We start from the raw sequence: 5,804 nt of genomic DNA, 5'->3' as shown, positions 1-5,804 counted from the left end.
AATGCCCCGGAAATGCTGACGTGGAGGCCGTCGCCCCCGGCTGGACCCGGGAGCTTCAATGAGGCCGGGGCTTGAATGCCCCGGAAATAAGGCTGCGCGACCAAGTACGCGACCCGCAACCGCAAGCTTCAATGAGGCCGGGGCTTGAATGCCCCGGAAATCGGGACAAGCCAGTGTTTCAGCTCGCCGGGTACGCCGGCTTCAATGAGGCCGGGGCTTGAATGCCCCGGAAATGCCAAGGCTCGGCAGAACCATGGCGTTGCGCAAAACATGCTTCAATGAGGCCGGGGCTTGAATGCCCCGGAAATGCTGCAAGCTCACTACGAATCGCTGTATCCGCCCGCGCTTCAATGAGGCCGGGGCTTGAATGCCCCGGAAATCGGCGGCCAGATCGCTACCGTGGCCCGCAACCCCATGCTTCAATGAGGCCGGGGCTTGAATGCCCCGGAAATGCGGCCAGTTGCGCGCAGCCAGATAGCGCACCGCGGTGCTTCAATGAGGCCGGGGCTTGAATGCCCCGGAAATCCGCAAAGTTTGGACAGCGCCGCGGAAATCGCCGAAGGGCTTCAATGAGGCCGGGGCTTGAATGCCCCGGAAATGGCAGCGGCCACGGCGGGCAGGTAGTCGTGGCCGTGCTTCAATGAGGCCGGGGCTTGAATGCCCCGGAAATGCTGGTTCGGCAGGGGATGGTGGCGTTTGCTGAGCCGTGCTTCAATGAGGCCGGGGCTTGAATGCCCCGGAAATGCGGGATTTCCTCACCGTTGCGCAGCTTCTCGCGGACGCTTCAATGAGGCCGGGGCTTGAATGCCCCGGAAATGAGAATAGGCGGACCCAGGAGAACCGACCATGGCTAACGCTTCAATGAGGCCGGGGCTTGAATGCCCCGGAAATGTCCCAACTCGCGGAGCGCAAGCCGGACGCCTTCCGGCTTCAATGAGGCCGGGGCTTGAATGCCCCGGAAATGCCATACGCATCAGCTGACCACGATGACTGCAACGAGCTTCAATGAGGCCGGGGCTTGAATGCCCCGGAAATCGCGCGAGCTGTACCGGCACTGGCTGGCGCACTGGCTTCAATGAGGCCGGGGCTTGAATGCCCCGGAAATCGGCACCTTGTCGATGGAATCGACCGGAGTGAATTCGCTTCAATGAGGCCGGGGCTTGAATGCCCCGGAAATGCGGACCTTGTCGGCAAGCCTTCGCCTTTCATGCTTCAATGAGGCCGGGGCTTGAATGCCCCGGAAATGCCAGTACCGGCAGCCTCGATCGCCGTCACCACGCTGGCTTCAATGAGGCCGGGGCTTGAATGCCCCGGAAATGCGTATCCGGCAACGGCCCCGCCTTACAAAATCCCCAGCTTCAATGAGGCCGGGGCTTGAATGCCCCGGAAATAGGCCCTCGTGGGAGCCATACTGATGGCCGTGCGCAGCGCGTCGGTGCGAGCGCTGCGCCGGTGGGCACGGCGCCGCATCGCCCGCGTCGCGCCGTTGGCCGGCGCGGCGACATTATGGACCATATTTTCAAAGAGCTGTGCGCCGCGAGCGGTCCCCGGCGTGCGGGCCACCACCGCAGCGCTCGCGCGGCGGCGGCATTCGGCAGTTTTTTGTCAGGCATTCATACGATCACCGGTTCTTTGCCCAAGGCTTCAAAAGTTTTGCCGAGACTCACGACCCGCGGATCGACTTTGTCGGCGGGCCCGATGTTCAGCAGCAGGACATGATCCTGCCGCTGGTTGATGGCGCCGGTGAGTAGTTCGATCAGCTCGGCATGGCGCCGTGGCGACAGGCGGCATTGAAACACCGACAGCTGCAGCCATTCGCCGTAGCCTTTCATGATCTTGAACACCGCGCGCCAGCGTTTTTCGTCGGCGATGTCGTAGGCGACGATGTACAGGTGCTCATCCATCAGCGGGTGGTGAAGTTGGGATATTCGGGAATTTCGCCCAGCAGGTGACGCGCCAGCAATCGCGCCTGCAATTCCAACAGGCGGCGATAGCTGACGCGATAGCCGAACATTGGATGCGTCACTTCCTGCGACAGCCGCCGCTCGAAGCTGGCGATGAAGCGCTTGCGGCCGTCGCCGGTGAGCGACACGGCGCCGGCGGCGGACAGAAAATCAGTCGGACGCACTTCCGCGTTGTTGATGGCCATGATGACGGCGGACTCGGCGATCAAGGGTCTGAGCGGCTCCATGAGGTCGAGCGCCAGCGCCGGGCGGCCGTAGCGCGGCTGGTGATAAAAGCCGCGATAGATGTCGAAGCCGACCGCGGTGGCGGCCACGCTCACGCTGCGCGCGAGCAGGCTGTAGGCGTAGGAGAGCAGCGCGTTGACCGGATCGGCCGGCGGGCGGCGGTTGCGCTTTTGAAAATCGAAGCTTGCGCTCATGCTGTCGGTGTTGCCCAGCATTTCGCGGAAGTGGCGGAAGTAGCGCGCAGCGGCGTTGCCCTCCACACCGAGCAGAGTCTGCAGGTTGCCGGCGCGTTCGGCCTGCTCGATGTCGCGGCGGAATTCGTCGAGCAGATCGGCCGGCAGCTCGCCGCGCTTCCAGTTGCGCCGCAGCAGCGTGCGGGCGTTGCGAATCTTGGCGGCCACGAAGCCGCGCGCCAGACGCAAGCAGTGGCGATCGTCGAAGCTGGCGCGGTATTGGGCGGTGCGAATCTCGACGTTCTTGTGGCCGAGGCCGACGGTATGCCCGAGAAACCAGCCACCGTGCGACAGCCAGGTAACGGGAATCTCGCGCGCCATGAGCTCGTGCAGTGCCGGGCTGGTGAGGTAGACGCCGCCCTGGAGTACCACCTGTGAGGTCTCGCCCAGGCGCGCGATGGCCACTTTCTGGTCATCCACGAACACCTCGAGCGTCTCGCCGCTCTTGCTCACCTTGGCACCGCGCGCCTGCACGTACAGCGGCAGCGCATCCTCGCGCGGCACGGCGAGCGGCCGCGGCGGCTCGGTCATGCGCGCGAGAAAATTCACCTCGTCCGGCAGGCAGATGCCGACCAGCGAGCAGCGCGGGCACTTGGGGCTGTCCACCAGCGGCGGCGGGATGTGCCCGCCGGCGGCGATGTGGCGCAGGCCATCCACGGCGCTGCGCGTGAGCGCGCGCAGCTCGTCGTCGAACTCCACCCGTACGCGCTCCTTGCTTTCGGCGTAGTAGAGCGCGCCGGCCGGCACGGTGAAGCCGTGTTCTTCCAGAATCAGGCCCTGCACGCACAGTTGCACGCGCTCGGGATCGTAAGCGCCGCGCGCCACGTGCGGGCGCTTGCCGCGCTTGTAGTCGACCGGTGTGGCGATGTCGCCGTCGGCCTCGACGATATCCATGCGGGCGATCAGGCCCAGGCGATTGGACGACAGCGTGATGGAACGCGCGTGCTGGCGGCTGTCCGGTGCGGTGTCGGCAGGATCGGCAAGATCGCCGGATGGGGTGTCCACGCGCCGATGCCGATAGCGCCCGTCCACGGTGTCGACCGAGTCGGCCCATTCGCCCTGCACCCATTCCAGGTACGCCAGGCGCGGGCAGTACTGGAATTCGTTGACCATGCGCGCCGGCAACAGTGGCAGGTCGCCGGAGAATTCCGGAAATGGCAACGGCAGCTCGCCCTGCGGGCTTTGCGAGGCGGGCGTGGCGTCGGACGAGTCGTCAGGGCTGGCCAAATGGATCACCGAGGTGGGATTTGCCGCGTGCGCGATGACAGCGATATCGTAACGGACCTTTTTGGATATCCGAAACCCATGCCAAAAACCCTCGTCAACCTGGACCCGGAAGACAAAGCCTGGCTCGACCAGGAAGCACGCCGGCGCAAACAGCCGATGACCGAACTGGTGCGACAGGCGGTGCGCAGCTTTCGCCTGCGCGAGCAAAACCGCGGCCGGGCGGACCTGGCGGACGTGCTGCAACGCACCGCCGGCCTGTGGCGCGAGGGCGATGGCCTCGCCTGGCAACGACGGCTGCGCGACGAGTGGAGCCGGACCGAGTGAAATACCTGCTCGATTCGGTCATCGTCATCGACCACCTGAACGGCATTGCGCCGGCAACGCGCTTTTTGGCCGAACATGCCAGTGCCTGCGCGGTGTCGGTCATCACCCGCGCCGAGGTGCTGGCCGGCTTCGACGATGCCGACCTGCCGCTGGCCAGGGAACTGCTGGACTTGTTCCCCGCGCTGCCGATCACGACCGACACCGCAGACATCGCCGCGCGGCTGCGTCGACGCCTGCACCTGAAACTGCCCGACGCGCTGCAGGCCGCCCTGGCCGCCGGGCATGGCCTCACGCTGGCGACGCGCAATACGCGCGACTTTCGCAGCGGACCGGAGCTCGAGGTCGAGGTGCCGTACACGGTGTGAGGGTCAGGCGGGGGTGGCCACGAACACGCCCAGACCAAAGTGGCAGCCATAGCCCAGTGCGAGCGGGCCGCGGACCGGCGAAGAAAATTCCAGTTCCAGGACGAAGCCCACGTCCTGCGGGGGTGGCGGGCCGCCGGCACGGACGCGTTTGAAGTGCCGGGCATGGCGCGCCTGCTCGTCCGTATGGGGATCGCGCACGTTCACATCGATCGCCGGCGGCAGGCCGCGCGCGGCAAGCTCCGCATTCACCTGTCCCGCCAGCGTGTTGCGGCCGCGCGGTTTCAGGTAACGCGGCGGCACGAAGGGCGTGAACGAGCGCCAGCGCAGCGCCCCTGCGCCACCGGACAACGCCTCGATGGCTACATGGAACGGCGCCGGCAATCGGGAGAAATCGCCGAGCTCGCCGAGTCCTGCCAGCGTCAGCCGCAATTCTCCGGCTCCCCCTTTCATGAAGCTGCGGCGGGTTGCGCGCACGGCCGCCTGGGCCTCGGCGTCGAGTCCCATTGGCGCCCAGATCAAAACGTGATCGAGATGACCATCGGCGTCGAGATCGAGATGGATCAAGTGCGCGTGCTGGTGCGGCAGGGTCAGCGGCTGGCGGTCTTCGTCACAGCCGCTGAGTACCCTGGAGTGGCCGGACAGGCGCGCAGCCTGCGCCACCAGCAATCGGTGCAACCGCTCGCCTTGTGGCAAGGTGCGCTCGATGCGCGGCAGGCTGCCACGGCTGGTACTGGACGTGGACAGGCCGAGCAGCATGCAGGACACCGCCGGTGCCTTGCGCGCCGAGGGGCGTGGTTTGGGCGCACCGGCTTCGAGGCAGGTGGTTGGCCGCCAATAAAACAGCTTGCGGGTGCCCGGCGGCTGGCTCCAGCCCAGGCGCTGCAGCCAGGCGGTATCCACCTGCAGGCAGGCGATGAGGTCCTGCGGGAAGGTTCCCTCCACTTCGGCGAGCTTTTTCTTCTCTTTGGCGGCCAGCTTGGGTTTGTGCGGATCGATGCCAGCGTCGGCGCACGCCGTTGCCAGTGCCCGAATGCGCCATTGGGCATAGTCGGCGGCCGGTTGCAGCGTCAGCAGGGGTATCTGTTCCCACCCGGGACCGGGGCAGTCGGCTATTTCGCCGGCAAAGACGGGAAACGCCTGCGCATCGCTGGTGTCCGCGAGCTGCGCTTCCACCCAGCTTTCCGACCGGCCGAGGTAGCCGAGCGCGTGCGCCAGCTCCTGCAGCACAGCCGTCTCATCTGCCGTCAGCTCAACCGGCCAATGCACGGCCAGTTCGCCACCGTCCACCTGCGCCCAGGTGTCGAACACCAGCGTGGTGTCTTCGCGGCCGTTCTTGAAACGCGCCAGCGGCATGTAATGCCGGCTGTGGGTGCCGACGGCATTCGGCAGGCGATAGCGTGGCGGCTCGGCCGCCAGTTTCTCGATGAGCGTGCGTGCCACCGGTGGCGGTCCGTCGGCCGGCCAGT

General features: G+C 66.1%; 5 protein-coding genes and 1 CRISPR repeat array. Of the genes, 2 read left to right on the top strand and 3 right to left on the bottom strand.

The features are described 5' to 3' along the window. Window positions 1-52 precede the first annotated feature (52 nt). A CRISPR array of direct repeats spans window positions 53-1,391; the repeat unit is 36 nt; unit sequence GCTTCAATGAGGCCGGGGCTTGAATGCCCCGGAAAT. Between the two features lie 222 nt (window positions 1,392-1,613). Beyond that, entirely contained in the window at window positions 1,614-1,904 is a 291-nt protein-coding gene (gene cas2 / locus PHC73_RS10780) for a CRISPR-associated endonuclease Cas2 (protein ID WP_300127870.1), read from the bottom strand. After that, window positions 1,904-3,649, bottom strand: a complete 1,746-nt coding sequence (gene cas1 / locus PHC73_RS10775; RefSeq protein ID WP_300127867.1) for a CRISPR-associated endonuclease Cas1 — start codon at window positions 3,647-3,649, stop codon at window positions 1,904-1,906. The genes cas2 and cas1 overlap by 1 nt, the downstream gene beginning before the upstream one ends. 78 nt (window positions 3,650-3,727) lie before the next feature. Here cas1 and PHC73_RS10770 point away from each other — a divergent pair, with 78 nt between their 5' ends. Together PHC73_RS10770 and PHC73_RS10765 are read left to right on the top strand one after the other, a co-directional pair. Next, on the top strand, window positions 3,728-3,973 hold the full coding sequence (locus PHC73_RS10770; RefSeq protein ID WP_300127864.1) for a ribbon-helix-helix protein, CopG family: 246 nt from the start codon (window positions 3,728-3,730) through the stop codon (window positions 3,971-3,973). Continuing rightward, window positions 3,970-4,338 (top strand): PIN domain-containing protein, encoded by a 369-nt coding sequence (locus tag PHC73_RS10765; protein ID WP_300127862.1) that lies wholly within the window; start codon window positions 3,970-3,972, stop codon window positions 4,336-4,338. The genes PHC73_RS10770 and PHC73_RS10765 overlap by 4 nt, the downstream gene beginning before the upstream one ends. 3 nt (window positions 4,339-4,341) lie before the next feature. On the opposite strand, the gene csb2 is transcribed toward PHC73_RS10765, so the two are convergent. Further along, the coding region (gene csb2, locus PHC73_RS10760; protein WP_300127859.1) for a type I-U CRISPR-associated protein Csb2 at window positions 4,342-5,804 on the bottom strand (1,463 nt) is incomplete at its 5' end.

This window comes from Immundisolibacter sp. (assembly GCF_028696615.1).
Classification (GTDB): domain Bacteria; phylum Pseudomonadota; class Gammaproteobacteria; order Immundisolibacterales; family Immundisolibacteraceae; genus Immundisolibacter.
Note: the sequence above shows the minus strand (reverse complement) of the source record. Positions and strands in the feature narration are given on the sequence as shown.